Below are 23241 nucleotides of genomic sequence, written 5' to 3'. Positions count from 1 at the left end.
GAGCGCACGAGTGCTCAGTACCTCCCTCCGAACCCCTCTCCACGGCCCCTGTCGTGGTCGAAGTCGCGGTCGAAGTCCCGGTCGAAGTCCCGGTCGTGGTGCCGACCCTCGCGCCGATCCCGGTCGTGGTCATGCCCGTCGCTGCCCCGGCGCCTGCCGGTCGTCCCACGGTCGTGACGGCCACGGCCCAGCGCAGGGGTCAGGTCTGCGAAAACTCCCATGCTCGCCCCTTCCTCGCGTCCCCCAACCATCCATCAGTCACGTATACGAGAGGAGCCGTGAAACGGATTCACCTCGGCCCGGCACCTGTGGCCCGTCGCGCGTTCCACGGCCTCTAGAAGAACCCGAGCTTCTTCGGCGAGTAGGAGACGAGGAGGTTCTTGGTCTGCTGGTGGTACAGCGCTCGTAGCGGCTCTGACCGGCCGATATGACAGCCAGGGACCGTCACCGGTAGGGAGCTGGTCCGTGTGTGGTCCGGATCTTGGCATCAGTGCCCTGAACGCTGGGGCCTAGGTGGGCGTCGCCCTGAGCCCGGGGGCGGAGAGCGATACGGGTGAGGGCATCGCGTGAACACGGGGGGGAGAGACCTTGACCGCACCGCGGTGTTCACCGGACTTACGGCTTGCTTACGAAGCGTGTGTCCTCGGCCGCCACCTCAGGGAGGCCCTGCCTGCGGGGCCGCCGATGTGCAGCAGCGGGCCATCGGCCAGCGTGTGGACGATATCGGTAACTGGGGCGGCGGTGAGCAAGGTGTGGACCAGGCGGCCGGACCGTGGGTCCCACAGGCGCAAGCCGGTGCCGCTGCCGGTGGCGAGCAGCCAGGTGGCGTCACTTTGCGGGAACGCTGTCATCGCGTCGGTCTGCAGGGCGTCGAAGCGGTTTGTACAGGTCCAGGTGTGCGGGTTCCACAGAGTGATCTCGCGGGCGGTGGCGATGGCCACAGCGTGGTGGCCATCGGGCAGGGGGACGATGCACGCTGCGCGGGGTGCGGCGGGCCTCGACAGTGGGATCTCGGCGGCCGGTTCCTCGGTCTCCAGGTCCCACATGCGCCCTTCGTCGGCGCCGCGCTGCTCAGGGTCGACCCACATCTCGAGGACGCGCACACAACTGGTAGTAAGGCTTGTTGCTCGTCACCAGCCATTTGGAAGTCGGCGGGCAACTACTCAACATCGGCCGCTGTCCACGTCAGCAGCACCCATCCCACCGGCTGCGGAAAGGAATTGACGGCAACTGCCACGCCAGAAGCCAAGCGGTGACAGGATAGCTATTCCGGCTGGGGCGCACCGGCTGAGGGTGCTGAGCAAGGAGTAGTGCGTGGGGGAACGGACAATCAACGAGCGCTTTCTCCTGCTCCCCGAAGATCCGCGCCCCGGCGGCCTGTCCGAGGTACGCAAGGCGGTTGACCTCAGCAGGTCTTCGGGCGACTACGCGGCGGTCAAGCTGCTCAAGCAGCGGGACGACGAGGTGATCCAGGTCTTCCTGGAGCGCGAGACCAAGTCGCTCAAGTCGCTTCAGCACCCGAACATCGTACGCATGCTTGACTCAGGCTTCGACGCGGAACTCGGTCGCTATTTCATCGCCCTGGAGTGGGTCGACCGCAGCCTCAAGGACGAGATGGCACAGGGACGGCCGATCGGCTGGCCGGCCTTCTTCGCCCGGACCGGCAAGCCCCTCGTTGCTGCCCTGGCGCACGCGCACGCGCACGAGATCGAGCACCGTGATCTGAAGCCCGGCAACGTGCTGCTCACAGAGGACGGCACACCGAAGCTCGCCGACTTCGGCATTGCGAAGCTCCGCTCGAAGGCGGTTGACCCAACGGACGAGACAGTGGCGGAGTTCCGCTCCAGCCTGTACGCGCCACCCGAGCAGGAAGACACGATCCCCTATGTGCGGGATGTCTACGGCTACGGGGTACTGGCCCTCCAGGTCCTGTCCGGCGGCAAGGCCCGTGACTATGCGGACCTGTTCGAGGTGCTGGCCGACCTCGACCTAGACAGCGACGTGCGCACCGTGCTGCAGTCCTGCGTCGACTTCGACCCCAAGAAGCGCCCTGCGAACGCCGCCGTGCTTGAACAGCGGTTGCTCGACGCCGAGCAGGCACAGGACAACCGCCAGGCGCGCCGTGCCAATGCGGGTTGGCTCAAGCTGACCCGCAAGGCCGCCGAGGCGCTCTGCGAGGTCGTCCCGGGCGCAGAGATCCCCTGGGACCGAGCCAAGCAGATCGTGCTGGACGACCTGTCCCGTATCGTCCACGTGGACTACGGCTACATTCCGCAGACCGGCGAGAGCGACAGGACGACCCTGCGGATCTTCGGCCGTTCCTGGTTCCTGCGCCTCGTCCAGGACGAGGCATACAGCGACCGGTGCGTCATCGTTTCCGCGGATGCCCGCTCCGAAGAGTGGATGACCAAGCGGCGGGAACGGTCACTGCAGCTGGGACCGGTGCTTACCTGGACCTTTGATGACCCCGGCGAGGACCCCGCCTACGGCGGCCTGACTTTGCTGCTCGACAGCCTGGATGCTCACCTGGCCGCGCGGGAGGAAGCAGCCAAGGCACGGGAGGACCACCAGCTGGGCAACCTCTTCGAAGGCTGGCGCCGCCTCCTCGACGCCCGCGAGGAGCTGGCGGCCGGCGGGCGGCAGAACCTCGACTACGAACGGGTCACTGGCAGCGGTCGCACCCGCGTCTTCCACCTCGCCCTGCCCACTGAAGCGAACCTGGTGGGGGAGGAGTGGTCGGTCGCGCACTACCCCTACAGCCGCCCGGTCGAGCGCGGCGAGGTCACCGCCCAGACCGACGACACCCTGATGGTCCGCTTCAACCGCCCCGACGCGGTCTTGCCCCGGCACGGGGTGCTGCTGCCCTTCCTGGGCCCCAGCCAGACCGCGCTGAACCGCCAGCGCGACGCCCTGTCCAGTGTCGCAGCCGGGCAGACAGCCAACCGCACCCTGCGCCAGATCATCGACAACCCGGCCGACATCAGCGTGCGCGAACCGGCAGAAATCACCACCTGGTTCCGCGACGACCTCGACAAAAGCAAACGCGCGGTCGTCGCCCATGCCCTGGGCAGCCAGGACTTGCTCTTGGTCGAGGGGCCACCGGGCACCGGCAAAACCACCGTCATCGCCGAAATCGTTGAACAGACCCTCAAACGCAACGCCCACGCCCGCATTCTCATCGTCAGCCAGACCCACATCGCCATCGACAACGCCCTGCTGCGCCTCCAACAGGCCGGCATCAACGGGATCGTGCGCCTAGGCAAGCCCGACGACCCGAAGGTCGCCGCCAGCGTGCGGTCCCTCCTGCTCGACAAGCAGGTCAAACGCTGGACCCAGCAGGTCCGCACCCGCGCCGAGCGCTACCTCGAGACCGTCGCCGCCCGCAAGGGCTTCGAAGGCCGCCACCTCAAGGCCGCCCTTCTCCTGGAAGAGCTCGCCGTGCTCGCCGCCACCCTCGACCACGTCACCGACAGGCTCACCGACCTCACCAGCCAGCCCGCCCCCGAACGCACCACCTCTGCCCGCGAACTCGGCGAAGAGGCAGTTACCCTCCGGGACCGGCGCGACCACCTCCTCCAGCAGCGCACCGAGCTCTATACCCAGGCCCAGCGCATGATCACCGGTGAGCTGACCCTGCGCGAAGACCTCACCCCCGCCGACGCACGCGACGCCGTCGAGGCACTGCTCGGAAGCGGAGGAGCGGGACGCGACCTGATGGGGCTGCTGAGCCTGCAAGGCGAATGGCTGCAGCGCATCGGCACAGACCAGAACCTGATCACCACGTTCCTGCGCACCCAGCAGGTCGTCGGCGGCACCGCCCTGGGATTTCTGGGCCACCCCGCGGCCCGAGACATCGAGTTTGACCTGTGCATCTTTGATGAGGCGAGCAAGGCCACCGCAACCGAAGCCCTTGTTCCGCTCGCGCGCGCCCAACGGTGGGTGCTGGTCGGCGACACCAAACAGCTTCCGCCGGTCGACGAGGACCTGCTGCGCGAACAGAAGATCATGGCGGACCACCAACTGATCCCCGAACTGGTCACGACGACCCTGTTCGACTACCTGGTCCGCCATACCGAGCCGCCGGTCAGGCATCTGTTGCGCGAGCAGTACCGGATGACCCCGGCTATCGGGAAGATGATCTCAGCCTGCTTCTACAAAGAGGAACTGCTCTCCCTGAACGACCATGTGCTGCCCGGCTACGACGTGATCGGCAAGCCCGTCTTGTGGCTTGATACCTCCAAGCGGCCCGATCGGCGCGAGTCTGACCGTACGTCCACCGAGACCAGCATCTCCAACCGCACCGAAGCCCAGCTCGCCGTCCGCCGGCTCGAGGTCATCGACCAGGCCATCGCCAAGAACGTGATCAAGCCGCCAGACGGACGCACCCTCGACGTCCTGGTCATCGCCCCCTACGGACGCCAGGTTGAAGAACTCTCCCGTCGCCTGGCCTCCGTCAAACTCAAGCACCTCGACTACGAAGTCCTGTCCGTCGACGCCGTCCAGGGCCGCGAATGCGACCTCGCCGTCTTCTGCGTCACCCGCAGCAACGACCGCTCCCAGTTCGGATTCCTAGGCCAGTCCTACTGGCGGCGCATCAACGTCGCACTGTCCCGTGCCCGCTTCGGCCTCACCGTCATTGGCGACGCCGCCTTCTGTCACAGCAAGCCCGGGGCCCTGCGCGACGTCCTGCGCTACCTGAACGACCATCCCGAGGAGTGCGAGATTCGCGATGCCTGACTTCAGCGCTGATAGCCTCCTGGCCGTCCGATACCACCAGGCCCGCCCCGGACTCGAGCTCGTCGCCATCGTCGATGCCGGCCTGCCCGTATCCCTGATCACCGCAGACGTCCTCGCCCAGGAGCGCAAGGACCTGCCCCTCCTCGACGAATTCCTGCTCCGCCTGGTGAACAACGGTGTCAGTAGCGAGACGGCCATTACCGGCCTGTTGGGACTTCCAGACCGCATGGTCACCCAGACCCTCGCCCAGCACTTCTCCCAGGACTACCTCGCTTACGGCCGCCCTTACCCCGGAACAGAATCCGCAGCCAGGCCGCTGCGGCTGACCCGGCGCGGCGAGCAAGCCGCACGTGATCATGCGGCCATCACCCCCGCCCGTGTCAACCAGCCCATTGTCTACGACCAGCTGCTGCGCAAGGCTCGGCCCTACGAACGCAACATTCTCCGTCCCCGTGGCCAGGCTGAAGAAGAAGGCGTCCTTCTTCTGCCCGCCGCCCACCACGGCCCCATTGAGACGGGCGACATCTCCGCCGACGACATCAACACGCTCCTGCGCGAGAGCGGGAACACCCGGCGCGACGTCCTGCTCATCAAGAACCTCACCCAGGACAAGGCCCGACGGGTGATGCCAGCCAAGATCCTCGTCTATGCCGACGCCGACCGCACCGACATCCAGCTCGGCATCGTGGTCGACGGAGAACTCAGCCATCCCCACGAACTCGCCCTCATCTCACAGGGTGGCGCCAAGGCCCTCGGCATCACCGTCGAGCCCGCTCCCGAACGCCCGGTCCTGGAACCGGAACTAGAAGAGGCCCGCACTGCCCTGCCTGACATCACACAGCACCGCACCGAACAGGCAGCCGTGCATCTCTCAGCGCCAGGCCCCATCCCGCGCCAGAGGGACCCTGCCGAACCAGCGGACCTTGCTCACGAAATCCGGGCGATCGGTGTCTTTGAGCACCCCGACCTCCTCGACCAGGCACTCACCCAGGCCCGGGCCCGGCTCCTCATCATCTCCCCGTGGATTAAGAAGGCGATCATTACTACCGAGTTCCTCAGCAAGCTCGAGACTCGCCTCCAGCGCGGCGTCACCGTGCACATCGCGTACGGCTACGAAGACAATGACAACAAGTCCGACCCGCTCGCCATCCGGCGCCTGGAGAACCTCGCCGCCCGTTACAAGGAGAAGTTCGTCTTCAGCCGGCTCAAAAGCACCCATGCCAAAGTCCTCGTCTTCGACGACACATGGGTCACCACAAGCTTCAACTGGCTCTCCTTCAAGGGCGACCGCGACCGCACCTACCGGATGGAGGAGGGCACTCTCGTCCACGACAAACAGGTCACCGATCCCCACTACAGTCGCTATCTCGAACTGATCGAGCAACAGCGCAAGTAGCCGAGCGAACCCCGCCACCGTCCACAACCTCCCAGGACAGTGACGGGAATCAACGGACACCGTCGGTTGTTGCAGCGCCCGTAGCCGAGGAGGGAACGGTGTCGGGGCTGAAGCTGTTCAACACGAGAGGCGGCGTGACGGAGGTCGCGCCGCGACTTGCTGAGGTCGAGGCGGATGTGCAGAACCTCATCGAGACGCACATGGACACGATGCTGGGGGTGCGGTTCCTGGCAAGCGAATACGTCATCGACTGCGTCGACGGCGGACGGATCGACTCGCTGGGCCTCGACGAGAACAACGCCCCGGTGATCGTCGAGTACAAGCGCGACAAAGACGCAGGCGTGATCAACCAGGGCCTCTACTACATGGCGTGGCTCACGGCCCATAAGGATGCCTTCCGGAACCTGGTCCGCGACCGGCTCGGGGCCACGGCCGCGTCCCAGGTCGTGTGGAGCAGCCCCAGGCTCATCTGCGTTGCCGGCGACTTCACCCGCTACGACGCGCACGCCGTACGCGAGCACCGGCGCTCGATCGACCTGGTCCGCTACCGATACTTCGGCAGCGACCACATCGGCCTTGAGACCGTGGCCTCCGTCGCGGGACACTCGGCCACGGCCAAACGGGTCCGCCGGCGCGCAGCCTCGCTGCCACCCGACCGCAGGCAGGACGGAGCCCTGGCCGAGCTGGCCGAGGCGACCGATGAGGTGCTGCTTGGCCTCGGGCACGACATCACCCGCGTCCAGCGCCAGCAGTACACGGCCTACCAGCGGCTGCGGAACTTCGCGTGCGTGTGCCCACCGCAGCAGACCAAGCTCCTCGTCTACCTCAAGGCCGATCCGAAGGAGGTCGACCTCGTTCCCGGCTTCACTCGGGACGTGACAGGGCTCGGCCACCACGGCACCGGCGACCTAGAAGTGCAGCTGCGTACGGAGCGGGACCTGGAGCATGCACAGCACCTGTTCCAGCTCAGCTACGCCGCGGCGTAGCAGATCAGCGGCTGGCCCGGTCGCGCGTGGCAGGGATGTGCAGTTGTGGGCTGGTAGTTGCCGTGCTGCCTTTCGTCGTGTCGGTCAGGGAATGGCGGTGGATCTCTAAGGATGCGGCGGATCCCCGGTTTCGGTAACCGGGGATCCGCCGCTACATTGCCGCACTCACGTGGCGGGACCGTACCGGCGCGGCTCGGTCAGAAGCGTGATCTCGGTGCCGCTATCGCCCATGACGAGCGAGTCGCTTGACCAGTCCAACTTGACCTGGATCAACCCCTGTTGCGGATCTGCCAGTCGTAGTTCTTCAACACGGTAACCGTCTCTTCGGTCATGAAATCGAGGCCACTGGAAGCGGTGATTGCCTGCTGGCCTTCGCAGTACCCCAAGAGGTTTCAACTGCTCACGTACACCACCGCGTTGGCCAGGCGGATATGGAAGAGACGGACGAGGTGAACCGGAGCGGCAGCCCAGCGGGCCCCGTAGGGGCAGCATAGGGGTATGTCCCCGAAGCCCGCGGCCATCGCACGCAAGGTGGCGAGGAAGCACAAGTAGCAGAGCACATGACCGAGCGAACTACCTACCTCGACCCCGACCCACGGGACTGGCGCTCCCGGAAGATCTGCGTCCGAGCCTCTCGCTGGTACGCCACGGTCAACCTCGACCGCGATGGGTACGTCGATGCCGCGATCTCGCTGGGACATGCCCCCAAGCTGCCCGCTGCCTACACGGGAGCCCACGACAGGGCGCGTGACGCGTCTATCGACCGCATTCGGTACGACGGCTACCCGGGAGGCTTCTCGTGGGGGAACGGTCCACGCTATGTCGACCTGCTCGTCCAGTTCCCCCACGTCGAGGCGGCGGTCGAGGCGCTGCGCGTAGCCGAACTCGATCGCGACTACACCATGCTCCATGCGCTCGCCGACCGGCTGGCGCTGCCCATCGACGACTGGCTTGCTCCCGGCGAGCGGGAGCTGGTCCGCGGCGTCGACTTCGGCTCGCCGCCTGCCGCGTTCCTGAGGTTCTTGCGCGGCAAGGCCAAGGGGTGCGGAGTGCGCCTCAACGGTCGGGCGACCGCGGGGAGCGTGTGGGTTCGCCCCACGCTGTCATCTGCCGAGAGGCAGCGACGGGAGATGTTCCCCGACCGGTCCCCGGGGTGGGCGGACCGCTGGACCGGCTACGTCGAGTCGGGAGAATCGCCCATCCGGCTCTGGGCGGGCGGCCGAGACCAGGGCCTCAGCTACGGCGCGGCCCCAGTCCAATTCCGTGCTGTGGAGACGTTGGGCAGCGGCAATTGCCCTTGCGGCATGAACCTGCAGGAGCCCTGGGACGGCGGTAAGGAGCACACCGCTCACCACGCCGCGTGGGCGTTCGGCATCCGGGCACCCAAGAACCTGGAATGGAGGGGCGAACTGGTCATCGTGACGACACAGCCACCCATCGCGTGGCGGAAGCTGAGTCCGCCACGCAACCGCCCGAGCTTGGCTGCACGGAGCCGGGCCTTTCGGCGCCGCCGTCTGCGGCGGCGTTGCTCCCGTTCAGGGTCGGCGGCGTCGGCTGCCGCCGCGGCCGTCAGGGCGTTTCGCCACTTTCGTGAAGCTCCCTTTTCCTCTGCGGCGGTCTTCTCCAGTTCCGCCAGGAGCTCCGGGCCGACGGCCATCCCGGCAGCGTGTTGGTGCGCGCGGGACACCGTGGAGTCCACGCCGACCAGGCACAAGTCGACCTGCCCGCGACTCGCCGCCTCGGCGATCATCGTGTCCATCAGCGTCAGGAAGGTCCCGGCGGCGACCCGGATCTGGAACCGACCGTAGACGGTCGACCAGGGCCCGTACCGCTCGGGGATGTCCCGTCACGGACTCCCCGTCCTGAACCGCCACATCACCGCATTGAAGTGCCGACGCAGCCTGGAGATCGGCCCGCGCTCGCCCAACGGTAGATGCGGCTCGACCAATTCCCACTCGGCTTCGCTCAGATCACCCCGCACACAGCACTTCTACTGGTCATCCCCGACGTATTGTCGAGACGACGTCAGTCGGCGTGGTCGCACGTGACCTCGTTGAGGATCGCCGCCAGTTCGCCCGGGACCGACAGCATCGGCCAGTGCCCGGTCGCCAGGTCGAACCGGCGCCACGGCGACATGTTCAGACCGGCAAGCAGCGGCTCGCTGGCGTCCAGCATCGCGGTGAAGTCATGGCAGGCGACGACCACACGGTCCACCTCGGGGCCGAGCGTGGCGACGCTGGCCAACGGTTGCTCAAAGGTACGGAAGGGCTGCGGCATGCCTTGGGCCCGCAGCAGCCGGCGTTGTGCGGGTCCGAGCCCGTCGAGGGTGCGCTCGGATCCCAGTTCCTCAAACGGAGGCAGCGGCAGCCGCCAGCCCTCCCCGTCCTCGGCTACCTGTCGTCGGATCCTCGCCACCCGCTCCGGCGGCATCAGTCCGAGCAAGCTCATGCCCTCACTGAACGGCGCGCTGTCGACGTAGACCAGCCGCCGCAGCCGTCGGCTGAGCCGACCGGCGGCGCCGCTCACCGGCGCTGCCGCGTAGCTGTGCGCCACGAGCGTCACGTCGGACAGGTTCAGCGCCTCGACAAAAGCGGTGATGTCTCCGATATGAGTGTCCAAGTCGGTGTCGGGCCTGCCGTGTTGCGTTCGTTCGCCCAGCCCGGTCAGGCTGAGCGGCAGTGCTCGGTGACCGAGCTTCGTCAATGCGTGGGCTGTGTCCTGCCAGACCCACGCGCCCAGCCAGGCGCCGGGAACCAGTACATACGTCGCCATTTCGCTCATCTTCCAGTCGGGTGCTGTACGGACAGCGCCTTCCAACAAGGTCGAACGAAGGTAGACCCGATCTAGGACGCAAGCCGTCCTAGATCGGTAGGAGGCGGGTGAGCCCTACGCCCCACATAGGAGGAATGCCACGGCAGTTGACTGGCCCATCCATCGCCTCGACTGATTCCCGGCGGCGGTCGGGGCACTGCTCCAGCACTGGCCGGATCGCTGACCACCCGCCCTGCGAACTGAACTTGGAACAGGCTCTAGCCGACGACAGCGCGCAGCGATGGTCTTCAGCCCACTGCTGGAGTTCTGCAACCAACAGGCCGGTGAACAGCGGCAAGAAGTGCGCAACTCCTTTATGCACGGGCCCGCGAGAGGTCGGAGCCCGGAGTCAGGGCGTGGCGGCGTCGCCCACATCGAGTCGTGGATCTGGTTCAAAACCAGCCAAGTTGGAGGATCCGGCACGAGGCGAGACATCCAGTAAAGGGCGGACAAAATTTTCGAATGCTCGTGCGAGTAACCAGTGTGACGGCGTGTAGCTTGTGGCGCGCAAGAGAGCAACTGTTCTATCCATGCACCCGTTCATAACCGGAGGAATGAGATGCACTTCCGAGGTAAAGCTGCTGCCGTCGCACTCGGCCTGACGTTTACGAGCATTGCTGCGCCGACAGTCTCTGCCGAATCGCGCCAGCACAACGTCAAGTCGATCCAGGAAATCGCTCGAATGCCGCTTGCGGCTCAGCAGAAGCTCCTCAACCCTCTGCGTGCGTTAGCGGGGGCTGTAGACGGCACAGGGAAGCGGAGATTTGCGAGTACCTACTCGAACGTCTACATCGACGCCCCAAGCAACCAAGTAGTCGTGTACGTCACCGATCTCAAAGCAGGCAGGGGCCTTCTTCAGGAGGCTAGACGTGCAGGGGGTGACGTCAGACTGGCGCGACTGGAACGGTCCTCCTATAGCCATGCGGCACTCGATGCTGCGGCAGACCAGATGATGAAGGCATCCCTCCGTCACCAAATCCCCGTGGATATCTACGCCGCCGCCGTAGCGACGGATGGGTCCGGTGTTGAGGCCACCGTTGCTGATCCTGCCTCGGCCCAGAGCGCGCTGCAGCAGTCCTTCGCTGCCAAAGGGCATAGCTCTCTTCTCAATAACGCATCCCACGTGAAGATAACCTTCGAGAAGGGGGTTCCCAAGAAGCCCGCTACCTGGTCGGACGCAAGATGGAACGACAAGAAGCCGTTCATCGCCGGTGATGTACTGAGCAGCGTCGATGGCAATTTCGTCCACTATTGCACCGCGGGCATGTCGATCGTCTCGAAAGGGCACGACTTCCTCGTGACTGCCGGCCACTGTTTCCGAGGTCCCGATCGAGTTCAAGTTTATACGGGAGGTGGGGACAAGGGGCAGTTCGATGGGAACACCACTGGCGCGAACTATGTGGGTGACGTCGTCGGCCAAGAACCGGAGACCGACAGCGAGATCATTGACTCGGGTGATGGGAATACGAGCAACTCAGACGAAGGCGACCTCAACTCGTACGTGCCAATGACCAGCTCGGCCTACTCCCATGCTGGGGACCTTGTGTGCCAGGACGGAGCGTGGTCGTACTTCTCCGGCCATGGTGTTCCCTGCGGCATCAAGGTCGTTGACGACGACATACGCTGGAACCTCAAATACGATGACGGGGAGACGGTCACCGTTCGTGGCGTCAAAGGGACGAAAACCGACGGAGGGTGGGCTATCCACACGGGCGACAGCGGTGGGGCCGTGTTCTCCATCTCAGGCTCCAATGAGCGGCAGTCACGCGGCATCATGTCCGCCGAGGACTCTGAGGGGGGCCCGACCGTCTACTGGACCGAGACGCCGGACATTCTCAGCAAATGGTATGCCCAGCTGAACCCTGCGACCTGAGACACTCCCGCATGCTGGTGGCCGTTCCTCCGCAGCAGCAGAGAACGGCCACCAGCATGCCGGGTGCCCCCAACCTTTCCCGTCTCTCACTCGTATTACTCGTGTGAGCTCGAACCTGAGGAGGACTGGTGCCCAGTTGGGAGGAGGCGCTTGAGCTGCTCGCGCAGGGCAGAGGTACCGCCCTCAAGCGCTACGGCTACCTACTGTGCGGCTCCGAGGCAGACGCCTCGGACCTCGTCCAAGAGGCGCTCATCAGAGTGTTCGCCCGTCCTCGCCGGGACTGGGCCCTGCCCGCGCTGGAAGCCTACGTGCGCAAGGCAATGCTCCACTATCACCTGGACCAGACGGCGCGGCGACGACGCTGGCTTGAGATCATGCCCCGGATAGCGGATCGGCGAGATAGCCCCGCCGCCGATGCGTCTACCGAACGGGCAGACGTTGTCCAGCTTCTCCAAGAGCTCTCGCCGCGCCAAAGGGCGTGCGTCGTCCTGTTCTACTACGAGGACCGGCCGCTGCAGGAGATAGCCACCCTCCTCGATTGCGGCGTCGGCACGGTCAAGCGTCACCTCGATGACGCCAGGAAGCGGCTGGCCGCCGCATGGCACGTTACGTCCGAAGGGTAGGTACCGCGATGGACACCGGAGAAGAGCAGATCCGGCGCGGCGTGACCGACGCCGCCCACCACATCGGTCCGCTGGACATTTCCCTGCAGGCGGTGGCGGGAAAGATCAGGAACCGCCGTCGACTGCTTGGAGGCACCGCGGCATCCTTCGGGATCATCCTTATTGGCAGCGCAGCATGGGGGGCCGCCATCATGTTCTCCCCTGCCGCGGCTCCGAACGTCCGCCCAGCTGGCCAAGAGACCACGCCGAGCGGTATACCGTTCCCGCACCAAGCCCGCTCTTATGCATGCGGTAACCCCATCCAGCCTCCCGTGGCGCATGAGACCGGCAATGACGCCCTCGACTTCCGTGTCACTTCCCCTCGACGCACACCCAGCGGAGCGCCGGAAATCACCGTCACGCTCACGGCGAGGAAGGCGGCGAGTATCCCGGTGCCCCTGACCCCCACCGCTCCCCGGATCCTGCTTCTCAAGGACGGAAAGATCGTCGCGGGCCAGGACAGCAACACAGCCCCCTCTCCCGGGGTTCCCACCCCCACGTTCAGCGGGACCCAGCTCGGCGTGGCGCACGCGCTCCGGCTCGCGCCAGGCGAGCATTACTCGGTGACGGTCACACTCCCCGCAGACGCCGTGTGCGACGGTCACTCCTGGTCGGAACTGTGGTCCCCCGGCGAGAAGACCACGCTGGCTGTTATCGCGTCCGACAGGGCCCTTGGACGCACGCATCCGCTGGACCCACACGCGCTGAACCCGGATCCTCTCGTAGTACAGGAGCAGCCTCTGCAGAACGTCCCCGCACCATGAGTGGTCGGCGGAGAAGGCCAAGGCCGCGCCGTGAGCCGTGATGACTCGCATCGCGGCGGCCGCGATACGTGGCAGCGCGTTGTCCAAGCGGTCGCCCGAGTCTCGCAGTTCGCGACCTTCGTCGACTATCACCACGCACGATCTCCACCTGCTCGTGGGCGATGTGGAATGCGGTCACTCGGGCGTCCCGGATGTTCACCGTCGCGGCGGCTTCGGCCCAGCAGCGCGGGGAGCCCAGCTCTGCTACGCGGCTGTGTAGTTCTCCATGGCCTGGGCAGCAGGCACGGTCGCCGAGGTGTCGGCGTCGATGACTGGCCGAGGCCAGGGTCGCTGTCTACGGCGCGTTCGATTAACTCGTCGGATAGTTCTGGATCAGTCCGCTCAGGGTGGCGAGCTGCTTGGGCGCGGCCGTGAGATCCACAAGACCGCTCGAGGCATCGGGCGTTGATCTCGACACGCAGCCGGACGAACTCATGGGCTACGGCGTACACTTCGGCTGTTTACAGGCTGGCGCGGCCGGTGTGATCGTTCATTACGGGCTCCGGTGACGGTGACGGTCAGGTGTGGCGGAGTGCAGAGCTGCGGCTGATGTCGCCGCCGGGGCGCCGTGGTTGAGGTGAGCGCGGCTGCGGAAGCGGGCCGCTTCGACGCGGGCAGCAGGCGGGCTAGTACTGCAACGGTGTTTGTGCTGATGGTTGGGCAGTTCTATGGGCTGTGTCCTCGTCGTTTGTAGTGGCTGGTGCGGGCTTGGTGTTGGCGTTTGCGGCGCCAGTGGGACCAGTGCAGGACGTGGCTGATGGGTGGGGGTTGGCGGTGGGTGAGGCGGGTGATCAGGCGTCGGATTTCGGCGAGGCTGAGGTGGATGAGGGGGGAGGATCCGTTTCTGCTTTCCCGGCGTCGAGTGCGCGGGCCCGCAGGATGGTCAGGCAGGCGTGGGCGGCCATGGCCAGGGTCATGTGGCGGTGCCAGCCGGGGTAGCGGCGGACCTGGTAGTCGTCCAGGCCGCACTCGCCCTTGGCGGTCTGGAAGCACTCCTCGATGGCCCAACGGCTGCCGGCGACGTGGATCAGTTTGTCCAGGGTCGTTTCGGCGGGGCAGTAGGCGATGTAGTAGGAGATCTCGTGCGGGCGGCTCACGCTGCGGCGGGCAAGGACCCAGTGCCGTCGGTCTGGGCGGTGCCAGGGCCGGACCTCGATGCGTGCCCAGTCGAACACGCGCGGTCCGTGGGCGCCCTTCCCGCAGGACCGGCGCTTCCACTTCTGCCGGGGCAGGTCGGTGAACAGGTCGTGGACGGGGTGGTCGATGGCCCAGCGGGTGACGACGGTGTCGTGGCGGGTGGTGGCCATGACGTGGAAGACATCGGCCTGCTCGAGCTCGAAGCGCCAGCCTTTGCTGTAGCCGTAGGCGGCATCGGCGGTCACCCACCGGAACGGGATCTTGTCCGCGATCGCCTGGCGGACCATCTTCTTGGCCATCGCCACCTTCGTCTCGAAGGCGACGGTGTCGTCGATGCCGGCCTGGCGGCAGCGTTCGCGGTCATCCGTCCAGGACGTGGGCAGATACAGGCGACGGTCGATCAGCGTTCTGCCGCGGTCGGTGGCGTAGGCGAGGAAGACCCCGATCTGGCAATTTTCCGTCCGTCCGGCCGTGCCGGAGTACTGCCGTTGCACTCCCGCCGACCGCACTCCCTTCTTGAGGAATCCGGTGTCGTCGACGATGAGGACTGCGTCCCGGTCACCGAGGTTGTCGACGACGTAGTCCCGTACGTCAGCCAGGACTTCGTTGGCATCCCACTCGATCCGGTTCATGAACCGGTGGAGGCGGTCCGGGCCCGCATGGCCGGCCTCCTCGGCCAGCGTCCACCCGTTCTTCCGCTCCAACGGAGCGATCAACCCCCGCATGTAGGCCAGTGCCGACTCCCGCGGCTCCGACCTGGAGAACCGATGCACAAACCGCCCATGCACTGTCTCCAACTCACCCGCCCACACCCTCACATCAGCAAGATCCCCACCCACAACCACACCAACGACCAACCTGCCCAACCGTCACGCCAAAGACCGTTGCAGTACTAGGGCGTGTGCTGAGTCCAGATCACGAGTTTGTTGTTCTGCTGTCCCGGCTGGGCCCGGGACGGTAGACAGGCGGGATGGCTCGGGGTGCTCTCACGGACGACCAGTGGGCGATGATCGAGCCGTTGCTGCCGCTGGGTGAACGCGGCCCGATTCCCGACCTGCGGCGACCGGTGAACGGCCTGATGTGGCGGTTCCATACGGGCAGTCCGTGGCGGGACGTGCCCGAGCAGTACGGGTCCTGGTCCACCGTCTACGGGGCGGTTCCACCTGTGGGCCCGAGCGGGAGTCTTCCAGGAGCTGATGGAAGCACTGATCGCCGAGGCCGCAGCGCGCGGGCAGGCGGAGCTCGACCTGGTGAGCGTGGACTCCACGTCCGCCCGCGCTCATCACCACGCCACCGGACTGGTCCTGGACCCGGAGCTGCTGGAGACGTTGGAGAAGGACGTCGCTGAGGGAAAGGGGGCTTCTCCAAAGGGCAAAACACGCCGGTAGCCGACCGGGATGAGGGGTGCTTCCTCGGCGGTGGGCGCACACCATGGGGGTCGCGCGTCGGGCAGCCGATCTTGGGCGGATGCTCGGCGAGGACGCCGACCTGCTGGTGGCTGCGGCAACGCTTCACGACGTGGGCTATGCGCCGCCGGCTGGCGGCGACGGGCTTCCATCCGCTCGATGGTGCCTGGTTCCTCCGTGATGAGCACGGCGCCGATGAAACGGCTGGTGCGGTTGGCGGCCAACCACTCGTTTGCGTTGCTTGAGGCCGAGGAGTGCGGGCTGCGTGAGGCACTGGAGGAGGAGTTCCCATTGTTGGAGGAGCCTCTGCTGGTGGATGCGCTGGTCTATTGCGACATGTCGACAACGCCCGACGGAGAACCGACAACTGCCCAGGACCGGGTGGAGGAGATCGTGGGCCGCTACGGGGCGGACAGCGTCGTGGGTCGGTTCATCCGTCAGGCGGCGCCGGAGATCTTCGCCGCTGTGGAGCGGGTGGATGCGGCGTTGGCGGTTCAGCCGAGATAGGGGTACGTGCCGGCGAGGTAGTCGCCGATCTGCTGGCGCATGCTGGGATGGATGTCGTACTGGTCGAGATCCGCGGGCTGGACGAAACGGACGCCGTCGGCCTCGTCGTTGATGGTGGGCTCACCGCCGACCGGACGACCGATGTAAGTGTTCTCGTATTGCTGGCGGATCTCGCCGTCGGTGTAGGCGACGATGTGGTGGGGGTTGGTGTAGACGCCGAGGAAGCCGGTGATCTCGGCGACGATGCCGGTCTCTTCCAGGCATTCGCGTACCGCGCACTGTGCCGCGGTCTCCCCGATGTCCTGTGCTCCGCCAGGTAGTGCCCAGTGGCCGGTGTCGCGGCGTCGCTGCAGCAGGATCGCGCCGTCGTGGTCGACGACGAGCAGATTGCTGGCGGGGATGAGGGTGTTCGCCTTCGGGGCGTTGGGGTCGTTGTAGTACTCAGTCCTGCCCATGGGTGGCTGTCCCCTCCTGGTCGGGAGTCCAGGACCGCGCGGCGGCCCACACTGCTTTGAAGTTTTGAGCGTAGTTGTCGAACCACCCTGTGGCGTCAGTCCTCTTGAGGTGGAGGAGTGGATTGGCGCTGGCCGGCTGACCCCAGACGTGCGGGTTGACCAGCAGGTTGTCGTCGTAGCGAAACAGGGAGGCGTACAGCGTCGTGTCGTGCAGTCTCACGTCGCACCCTGCCTCTGGACCAGCGGGTGCCCGGAGCCGCCGTGCCGGGGGCGATTTCGCGTTTGATGAGGTCGAGCCGGGCTCCCGCCCACGGGCCGGGGACGGCTCCTACTTCGATCGATCGCTGTCGTCCTCCTTCGTCACGGCCCGGGTGCGGGCCTGCCGCCGACCGACGAGACAGAGACATCTCCTGGACCATAGGCGTCTTGTTAGTTGCGACGAAGTCTTCGTCGCGCTTCGCTAGGGGGTATGGCGCAGCTTTCCTTCTCTCCTCAAGCGCTGGCCCAGTGGCGCCAGCTGAGGGGCTTGAGCCTGGATGACCTTGCTGCTGCTGTCGGTGTCTCAGAGCGTGCCGTGCGGTACTGGGAGGCTGGCGTGCATGCGCCCGGCGGCCGGGCCTTTGGAGGGCTTCTTCGGGTTCTGCGTTGTGATGCGCAGAACCTGTTGGAGCGACAGAGGGGAACGGAGACCCTTGAAGACCTTCGACGGGACGCGGGGCTGAGCGCAGACGAGGCGTGCCGGTTGATGGGCCGGAAGCGTGGCGCTGAGAGGCTTCATGTTGAGCGGCGCAAACTGCGGGATCTGGAGCGCGGTGAGGCCGTGAGAAACCGGGCATGGATGTCACCGGAAGGGGCTGGTCGACTGGTTCGCCTCATGGCGCAGGCGTACGGGGTGCACGAACGCGTGGTGATGGACGCCTGGCGTCGCACGCGGCCCGATGACGTTGTCCCGGTGCTTCCGGATCGGGAGAAGAGGGGGAGCAGCCTGGTACTTCAGCAGGCATGGGACGCTCTCAACAGCCGACAGCGGACCTATCTGACATGCATCTTCTGGCAGGACCAAGAGGCTGAGGAAGACCAGAAGCGCCGCCGGTTCCTTGGTGGAGCAGGGCGTAAAGCCACGGAATGGCGACGCATGGACCTGGCGCTGTACGCATCGCCGGCGCTCGTCGGGCACACGCGCATTCAGAACCGGCTGCGGCAAGAGGGCGTCCACGACCCAGGAGCGGGATCGTCCGTCGCGGCGTTGGAGAGGCGGTGCTTGGTGGTGACCTACCGGGACCGCGTCCATATCCAGGGAGTGGGGGAGGTCCTTCGGACGCGTGTGGAACTGACGCGCCAGGGAAGGGCTGTGGCGCGCTTCGCACTCGGCGTTTCCCGGGAGGCGGGTCCTCCGCCTCCGCTGCTGTCGCGGTGGCTGTGGCGGATCTTGGTGCGTGTAGCTGCCGCCGGCGAGGAAGGGGTGGACGGTTCACTTGCGGGCCGGGGGCCTCACTTCCTTGCGGTCGGCAGGAGCCCTGCCGGGCGGTCCCCGTCGCGCGGCTTCATTGAGCTTCGACATCCGGCCGATGTCGACCACGGGCCGTACAGGTGGTTTGCCACCGAGTCGGGATGGCGACACATCCGCGATTACCTGGCCACCTACCAGGAGTTGTACCCGGATGTCGATGTTACGCGCATTGACTGACGGTTGCTGAGGGGGTGCTACACCTTCTGGAGAAGGTTAGTCGCCCTGAAGTGCGAAGAGTTCGCGCTTGCGTTCTAGCCGGTTATGGCAATTTCCCTTACTTGTATGGCAGTTACGTCAGAACACTGTCATAGAGTTGTCGATCGTGACCGATGAGCAAGACGACGGTGGCAACAAGGCCGGGGAGCAAGAGCGGCTTGTGGGGCCGGGGTTGGATGCGGCGCAGGCATTCGCTGTCTGCGGCGATGCCTTGACGAACGCGAAGCTGGACGGTGCTGGTCGGCTTGAGCAGATCATGCAGGCGCAGGGGCTTCTCATGGCTGCCGCAGGTCCCGGCCATGCGGTGCGCTTTGGCGATCTGGTGGACCGGCTCGACGGTGAGAAGGCCGGAGCTCTCAAGGGGATGATGCCCGACTGGGCCTCGCCTCCCGGGCTCGACGCGTTGCGGTTCCTAGACAAGGACGGCTACACCACCGAGGACGCCTACGACTACCGGTATGAGGTGGTTCAGGTCATCCGAGCCGCGCAGAAGATTGGCCGGCTCCGTGGTCGGGTGACGGTCACTGATCTGCAGGGTGAGTACAAGCAGGAGACGGTCTACGCCTCGCTGAAGGGCAACTTTTACCACGTCCACCGGGGAAACCTCGTCAAGCACCCGGCGGTGACCATCGATGAGCTGAAGAAACTCAGGCTCCCTCCGCCGGCGATGGATTTCTACGAAGACATCCCCGCTCACATGTCCTACCAGGGCTACTGGTTCCGGTGCCCGGCCTGCAAGTGGCCGATGAAGATCCAAGTGCACGGGCACGGCCAAAGGGCCCAGGGGAGTATGCAGTGCCTGTACCCATGGCATGCGGAGACGGGTGCGTCCTACATCTTCACTCCCGTCAGAGGACAGATCCCTGTGCTTGATCAGGCCATCGAGTTCCGCACGCCGGACGCCCGGCACCGGCCCTTGTATACCGGGACCGTGCCCGGAATCCCGGAGGCTCTTCCGGTGGAGGGCTACAAGGCACTCGTGCGGGACGTGTGGCGGTACACCACCATCCCCGGGTTACCTGAGGTCCGCCTATATGAGGTCCTGCGTGAGCGTCTTGAGGGGACGGGTGCCTGGGTGAGGCTGTGGCCCGACAACGACATCTACGACCTGCTGGTCGCGCGCGGAGAACAGGAGACGCAACAGACGCTTTTCGCCGTGGACTTCAAGGACTACCGGTGGTCGAACCACCTGGTCAGCAAGTTGCGGGCGGATGGTGGCGACAAAGGCAAGGCTGGATGGATCGTCGTGCCGGACCACCGCAAGAGCCAGATACCCCAGCTCACCGAGGAATGCCGTCGGCACGGGATGAAGGCCGCCACTGCTACAGACTTCTTGGAGCTGGTCGTCGAGACCGTCACGCGGGGTGCTGCCCGGTGAGCGACGAACTGAAAGCAGAGGAGGCCGGACTGCTGGCCTCCCTGGCCTTGGCAGCACACTTCCTTCCGCGCACTGACGGCGAGGGCAGGATCATCGCCGCGTTCGAAGATGCCGCATACTTCGCGTACCGCAAGCCGCAGGCGTGGGATACCTGGGCGAAGTGCACCATGCGGGAACGGCACACCGTAGCGCGGGTGATGCGGCTGCTTCCGGCTGACCTTGCCGACCCGCGCAAGTTCAAGGCCGCCGCCCTGACCTTCCTCGGCGTGATGGACCTCGACCAGGAAGGCGCCGACAAGTCCGGCGGGTCCTTCCTCCTTCCCAGCGACGATCCCTACCAGGCCGAAGGTGTCATCCCCCGGGTCGGCGAGGACCTCCTCGACTACGCCACGGACATCACCGAACGATTCTTCTCCTTCGGCAAGCGGCCCCGGGCGCTGCCGTTCGCCGGCCCCGGCCGCTACCGCACCCGGACCGCCTACCTCGGCAAGGAGCACGGGACCACCAACCGGGAGATCGAGTTCGCCAAGACTCCGCTGTTCACCGGCCCCGCAGGGCACGAGGCGCTGCCGCACCTCACCACCCGCCCCCACCGCGAGAACATCTCCATTCCTGTCGAGGAACTCAAAGACGTCACCAAGCTCCTGAAAGGACGCGGGAAGAAGTTCCGCTACCTGCACAAGGTCCTCAAGAAGTTCCTGTCCGCCCTGAAAAGCCAGGACGGACCGGTGGCCGAGCTGGAGATCACCTCCGGGCTCCTCCAGATCATCAACGCCCCCACCGGAAGCGGAAAGACCGTCCTGGTACGCGCCATCGCTTCCTGGGCAGCCATGAAGGGCATCAAGGTGGCCATGGGCGTCACCGACGCTAAAGCCACCCTCGCCATGGCCTGGGACATCAACGGCGACCTCGTCCACCTGCACAAGGAAGGCCACCTCAAGGAGTTCACCTCCTGCGTCCCCCTGATGTCCCCCTCCAGCCGGCACCAGCGCGCCCTGGACTACGCCGCCTACGCGACGTCCGGCCTGATCACCGCATGGGGACCGAAGGAGAAGGCCGACATCGCACACCTGGCCTACGGCTGCGCGCAGCGTCCACTGATGGACCCGCCCAGCCTCTACCGGGCCGGTGAGGAGAACTGCCTCACGCTCAGCCGCCCAGGCTCCGACGAATCCTCGTACGCCTGCCCGTACATCCCGGTGTGCGGCAAGTTCACCCCCCTGTACGAGGCGACGAACGCAGCCGTCATCGTCACCAACCACGCCAACCTCATCTCTGGCACGTTGCGGATCGGTGCGGTCCTCGACGGCGCCCAGTGGCGCGGCAACGCCCGCGGCACACGGGGTCTGTCGGTGCTGGAGATGATCCTGCGCGCCTGCGACCTGGTGGTCATCGACGAGGTGGATGCCTTCCAAAAGAACGCCATCAGCCGGTGCACCAGCGAGCTGACCCTCGCCTCCCGCAAACGCGAGAGCGATCTGCGGGAACTGGACCGAGATGCCAAACGGCTGCCGACCACCTACGAGCGCAGCCTGTTGTCGCCGGTCAGCCAGGCCCGCTTCATGTCGGAGTTCCTCCTTCTCTCCCTTGGTAACCGGCTGCGCATGAACCCCCGGGACACCCGCGACAACCCGGCCGGCGGGGGCGGTAACGACGGGTGGCGGCTGGCCCGCTCACGCGACCGTGAACTGCTGCAGGCCCTCTTCCCTGGAGAAGTCGACGACGGGGAGATCAGCAAGGAGATGTTCCGGCTCCTGGACGCCCTCATGCCCCACCGGTGGCGCGACGACGGCCTCCACGACGGTCCCACGGAATCCGGACTACCAGACGGAGCCGACTGGGAAGCGGTCCGGGAAGCGCTGCACGCGTTGTCCGCACCCCGTGGCGAAGACCACCTTCAGCTCGTCCAACAGGAGCTGAACAGCCTGCTGCGGACCGCGGTACCCGACAGCGACCGACGGGCTGCTGCGGTCAACCTCCTGGTCACCCGCACCGTGCTGAAGGAGATCGACGAAGCCCTGAGCCACACGCGCCAGTCTTCGCAGAGCCTTCGCCACCTGGACCTGGGATCGGTGCGGAAGATCCTCGACAGCATCAAGGACTCTCCGGTGGTCGGCCTCTACCCGTTGGCGATGCTCGGGCACACCATCAACGGCTACCAGGCCCGAGGGCTGGAGAACAGGGAGACCGAATCGGAACTCCTGGTCCGCACGGTCGCCGGCGACCCGCACACTTTCACGTCCGAACTCGGCGGGCTGACAGCGCTGATGGCGGCTGGAGTGGAACGTCCGGTGCTCGGCCTGTCGGCGACCGCGTACTTCCCACAGGCCGTGCAAGAGCACATCCACGCGCCGGTGAAATGGTGGATCCCCGACACGAGGCCGAAGTCCATCGTCACCGAAGCCTGCCCCGTCCGGTACACCACGGGCGATCGCGCGGGCGAGCCGATCAGCATCGGCGGCATCTACTCCGAAGCGAAACCCGAAGCCTTGCGCACCCTGGGCAAGAATCTCTACCAGCAGGTGCTCAACGACCGGCTGGCACTCCTGGAGGAGGTCGAACAAGAGCGGGCACGGTGCATCCTCGCCGTCAACTCCTACGCTCAGGCCGCCTATCTGGCCGCCGGCCTCGCTCAGGCCGAGGGGCTGCGGCACCGCGTGTGTGTGGTGGTCAAGGGCCGCAGACCGGAGGACTACGAACAGCACATCCCCTCCTTCGTACGGAAGATGGTGCGCGAGGAGCTGGAGAGGTTCCCGGACGAGGGGGAGATCCTGATCGTCCCTCTGGCGATCATCGCCCGCGGGCTGAACATCCTGGTCGAAACCCGGTCGGCGGTCCGCGACATCTACCTATGTACTCGGCCGGTCCTCAGCATCGAGGACATCGAGTGGATGCACGGCAGCATCAACGCCGCGGGCATCAACGCCCTCCCCGGGGAAGGCAACAGCGACCCAGTGGCCGCCCTGAAGACAGCGGAGAGGGCTTCTCGCCAGCAGATCGTACGGATCCTGCGCTCGCCCAGCCGATTCACGAACATGGCGCACGAGCTTCAAGAAGAGCTGGTCGCAGGAATGCTCATCGACCTCGTCCAGCTTGCCGGCCGCGCGCGCCGCGGTGACACCGACATGAACCTGTACATCGTCGACTACGCGCTCCACCGAACGGAGTTCAGCTCCGACCTCGCGACGATCATTCGCCGCATCCACGGCAACTGGACGCCGGAGCAGCGTGCGTTCATGAACGAGCTGTACGGCGAGGCCCTGTCCTCCTTCCTGTCCTACGCGGGTATCAACCCCGACCAGACGTGACCAGCCAACCGCCCTTGCCCCGGCGGGGCAAGGCGGGGAAAGAAACGAGGGAAGCG

16 protein-coding genes and 3 pseudogenes are annotated in these 23241 nt (G+C 66.0%); 13 read left to right on the top strand and 6 right to left on the bottom strand.

Going from position 1 to position 23241, the window contains the following annotated elements:
* Positions 1-14 precede the first annotated feature (14 nt).
* Both ACO1BR_RS34700 and ACO1BR_RS34695 read right to left on the bottom strand, forming a co-directional pair.
* On the bottom strand, positions 15-221 hold the full coding sequence (locus tag ACO1BR_RS34700) for a hypothetical protein (RefSeq protein ID WP_426799084.1): 207 nt from the start codon (positions 219-221) through the stop codon (positions 15-17).
* Positions 222-626: 405 nt separating this feature from the next.
* Positions 627-1103, bottom strand: a complete 477-nt coding sequence (locus ACO1BR_RS34695; RefSeq protein ID WP_426799083.1) for a hypothetical protein — start codon at positions 1101-1103, stop codon at positions 627-629.
* Positions 1104-1314: 211 nt separating this feature from the next.
* Here ACO1BR_RS34695 and ACO1BR_RS34690 point away from each other — a divergent pair, with 211 nt between their 5' ends.
* The 4 genes from ACO1BR_RS34690 to ACO1BR_RS34675 all read left to right on the top strand — a co-directional run bounded on the left by ACO1BR_RS34690 (position 1315) and on the right by ACO1BR_RS34675 (position 8927).
* On the top strand, positions 1315-4737 hold the full coding sequence (locus ACO1BR_RS34690) for an AAA domain-containing protein (RefSeq protein ID WP_426799082.1): 3423 nt from the start codon (positions 1315-1317) through the stop codon (positions 4735-4737).
* Positions 4730-6133 (top strand): phospholipase D-like domain-containing protein, encoded by a 1404-nt coding sequence (locus ACO1BR_RS34685; protein WP_426799081.1) that lies wholly within the window; start codon positions 4730-4732, stop codon positions 6131-6133. Before ACO1BR_RS34690 ends, ACO1BR_RS34685 begins: the two co-directional genes overlap by 8 nt.
* A 98-nt stretch (positions 6134-6231) precedes the next feature.
* Positions 6232-7119, top strand: a complete 888-nt coding sequence (locus ACO1BR_RS34680; protein ID WP_426799080.1) for a DUF5655 domain-containing protein — start codon at positions 6232-6234, stop codon at positions 7117-7119.
* Between the two features lie 560 nt (positions 7120-7679).
* Positions 7680-8927: a hypothetical protein gene (locus ACO1BR_RS34675; RefSeq protein ID WP_426799079.1), complete on the top strand. Its 1248-nt coding sequence runs from the start codon at positions 7680-7682 to the stop codon at positions 8925-8927.
* A gap of 217 nt (positions 8928-9144) precedes the next feature.
* On the opposite strand, the gene ACO1BR_RS34670 is transcribed toward ACO1BR_RS34675, so the two are convergent.
* Positions 9145-9891, bottom strand: coding sequence for an alpha/beta fold hydrolase (locus ACO1BR_RS34670; RefSeq protein ID WP_426799078.1), 747 nt, complete (start codon positions 9889-9891; stop codon positions 9145-9147).
* A gap of 598 nt (positions 9892-10489) precedes the next feature.
* Here ACO1BR_RS34670 and ACO1BR_RS34665 point away from each other — a divergent pair.
* The 3 genes from ACO1BR_RS34665 (at position 10490) to ACO1BR_RS34655 (ending at position 13229) form a co-directional block, all read left to right on the top strand.
* Positions 10490-11803 (top strand): trypsin-like serine protease, encoded by a 1314-nt coding sequence (locus tag ACO1BR_RS34665; RefSeq protein WP_426799077.1) that lies wholly within the window; start codon positions 10490-10492, stop codon positions 11801-11803.
* 128 nt (positions 11804-11931) lie between these two features.
* Complete coding sequence (locus ACO1BR_RS34660; protein ID WP_426799076.1) at positions 11932-12426, top strand: RNA polymerase sigma factor; 495 nt, start codon at positions 11932-11934, stop codon at positions 12424-12426.
* 8 nt (positions 12427-12434) lie between these two features.
* Positions 12435-13229 (top strand): hypothetical protein, encoded by a 795-nt coding sequence (locus tag ACO1BR_RS34655; RefSeq protein ID WP_426799075.1) that lies wholly within the window; start codon positions 12435-12437, stop codon positions 13227-13229.
* A gap of 830 nt (positions 13230-14059) precedes the next feature.
* Here the strand turns inward: ACO1BR_RS34655 and ACO1BR_RS34650 are convergent.
* Positions 14060-15244, bottom strand: coding sequence for an IS701 family transposase (locus ACO1BR_RS34650; RefSeq protein WP_426799074.1), 1185 nt, complete (start codon positions 15242-15244; stop codon positions 14060-14062).
* Positions 15245-15375: 131 nt separating this feature from the next.
* Here ACO1BR_RS34650 and ACO1BR_RS34645 point away from each other — a divergent pair.
* The 3 genes and pseudogenes from ACO1BR_RS34645 to ACO1BR_RS34635 form a co-directional block, all read left to right on the top strand.
* Positions 15376-15546 (top strand): annotated as a pseudogene (locus tag ACO1BR_RS34645) (transposase); the annotation flags it as partial.
* A 55-nt stretch (positions 15547-15601) separates the two neighbouring features.
* Entirely contained in the window at positions 15602-15793 is a 192-nt protein-coding gene (locus ACO1BR_RS34640; protein WP_426799104.1) for a hypothetical protein, read from the top strand.
* A 43-nt stretch (positions 15794-15836) separates the two neighbouring features.
* Positions 15837-16318: pseudogene (locus tag ACO1BR_RS34635) on the top strand (HD domain-containing protein).
* On the opposite strand, the gene ACO1BR_RS34630 reads toward ACO1BR_RS34635, so the two are convergent.
* The gene (locus tag ACO1BR_RS34630) at positions 16306-16773 is read right to left on the bottom strand and encodes an NUDIX hydrolase (RefSeq protein ID WP_426799073.1); all 468 of its coding nucleotides are present in this window, start codon (positions 16771-16773) and stop codon (positions 16306-16308) included. The pseudogene ACO1BR_RS34635 and the gene ACO1BR_RS34630 overlap by 13 nt on opposite strands.
* Positions 16760-17086, bottom strand: a pseudogene (locus ACO1BR_RS34625) (XRE family transcriptional regulator); the annotation flags it as partial. The pseudogene ACO1BR_RS34625 and the gene ACO1BR_RS34630, both read right to left, overlap by 14 nt.
* Positions 17087-17242: 156 nt before the next feature.
* Here ACO1BR_RS34625 and ACO1BR_RS34620 point away from each other — a divergent pair.
* The 3 genes from ACO1BR_RS34620 (at position 17243) to ACO1BR_RS34610 (ending at position 23185) form a co-directional block, all read left to right on the top strand.
* A complete protein-coding gene (locus tag ACO1BR_RS34620; protein WP_426799072.1) occupies positions 17243-18460 on the top strand; it encodes a helix-turn-helix domain-containing protein in 1218 nt (405 codons plus the stop codon).
* 145 nt (positions 18461-18605) lie between these two features.
* On the top strand, positions 18606-19877 hold the full coding sequence (locus tag ACO1BR_RS34615; protein WP_426799071.1) for a hypothetical protein: 1272 nt from the start codon (positions 18606-18608) through the stop codon (positions 19875-19877).
* The gene (locus ACO1BR_RS34610) at positions 19874-23185 is read left to right on the top strand and encodes a hypothetical protein (protein WP_426799070.1); all 3312 of its coding nucleotides are present in this window, start codon (positions 19874-19876) and stop codon (positions 23183-23185) included. The genes ACO1BR_RS34615 and ACO1BR_RS34610 overlap by 4 nt, the downstream gene beginning before the upstream one ends.
* Positions 23186-23241: the final 56 nt, after the last annotated feature.

This window comes from Streptomyces sp. YGL11-2, assembly GCF_050054615.1.
In the GTDB taxonomy this organism is placed as follows: Bacteria; Actinomycetota; Actinomycetes; order Streptomycetales; family Streptomycetaceae; genus Streptomyces.
This window is presented reverse-complemented; position numbering and strand designations above follow the sequence as displayed.

What these genes read in the sequence shown, in the direction of transcription:
- ACO1BR_RS34655 (WP_426799075.1), top strand. Translation starts at nt 12,435, where the DNA reads ATGGACACCGGAGAAGAGCAGATCCGGCGCGGCGTGACCGACGCCGCC.
- ACO1BR_RS34675 (WP_426799079.1), top strand. Translation starts at nt 7,680, where the DNA reads ATGACCGAGCGAACTACCTACCTCGACCCCGACCCACGGGACTGGCGC.
- ACO1BR_RS34700 (WP_426799084.1), bottom strand. Translation starts at nt 221, where the DNA reads ATGGGAGTTTTCGCAGACCTGACCCCTGCGCTGGGCCGTGGCCGTCAC.
- ACO1BR_RS34685 (WP_426799081.1), top strand. Translation starts at nt 4,730, where the DNA reads ATGCCTGACTTCAGCGCTGATAGCCTCCTGGCCGTCCGATACCACCAG.
- ACO1BR_RS34640 (WP_426799104.1), top strand. Translation starts at nt 15,602, where the DNA reads ATGGAAGCACTGATCGCCGAGGCCGCAGCGCGCGGGCAGGCGGAGCTC.
- ACO1BR_RS34665 (WP_426799077.1), top strand. Translation starts at nt 10,490, where the DNA reads ATGCACTTCCGAGGTAAAGCTGCTGCCGTCGCACTCGGCCTGACGTTT.
- ACO1BR_RS34670 (WP_426799078.1), bottom strand. Translation starts at nt 9,891, where the DNA reads ATGGCGACGTATGTACTGGTTCCCGGCGCCTGGCTGGGCGCGTGGGTC.
- ACO1BR_RS34620 (WP_426799072.1), top strand. Translation starts at nt 17,243, where the DNA reads ATGGCGCAGCTTTCCTTCTCTCCTCAAGCGCTGGCCCAGTGGCGCCAG.
- ACO1BR_RS34630 (WP_426799073.1), bottom strand. Translation starts at nt 16,773, where the DNA reads ATGGGCAGGACTGAGTACTACAACGACCCCAACGCCCCGAAGGCGAAC.